Source organism: Pseudomonas sp. DE0010 (assembly GCF_007680745.1).
Taxonomy (GTDB): Bacteria; Pseudomonadota; Gammaproteobacteria; order Pseudomonadales; family Pseudomonadaceae; genus Aquipseudomonas; species Aquipseudomonas parafulva_B.
This window is the reverse complement of sequence record NZ_VEJQ01000148.1, coordinates 1-300: the sequence shown is the minus strand read 5'-3', so window position 1 is coordinate 300 and position 300 is coordinate 1. Positions and strand designations below refer to the sequence as shown.

The 300-nt window shown below is 73.3% G+C and carries 1 protein-coding gene; it reads right to left on the bottom strand.

Going from position 1 to position 300, the window contains the following annotated elements; translation table 11 throughout:
• Positions 1-71: 71 nt before the first annotated feature.
• On the bottom strand, positions 72-300 hold a 229-nt coding region (locus FS767_RS22020; protein WP_178102775.1), incomplete at its 5' end, for a hypothetical protein.

The window sequence follows — 300 nt, the reverse complement described above, 5'->3', positions numbered from 1 at the left end:
GCCCCTGGACGCTGGACGATCTGGCGCCGGGCGCGTGGCGCGAGGTGCCGGCGCAGCTCTAGCGGCGGAGCTCAGTCCTGCCGCTGGCTGGCGGCCTCCTCTAGATCGCCGGCGATGTCGGCGAGGCGGCGGCTGACGTCCTTGAGCACCTGCGGATCGATCTCTCGCGGCGGCTGTCCCGGCTCGGTCACCAGCTGATTGGCCAGCAGCGCGCTCAGGGCGCCCACCTCGCCGGCCTGGTGGCGCAGGTCGTGGGTGTGCTGCACGGCGGCGTCGCGCAGGAGATTGGTGCTGAGGACC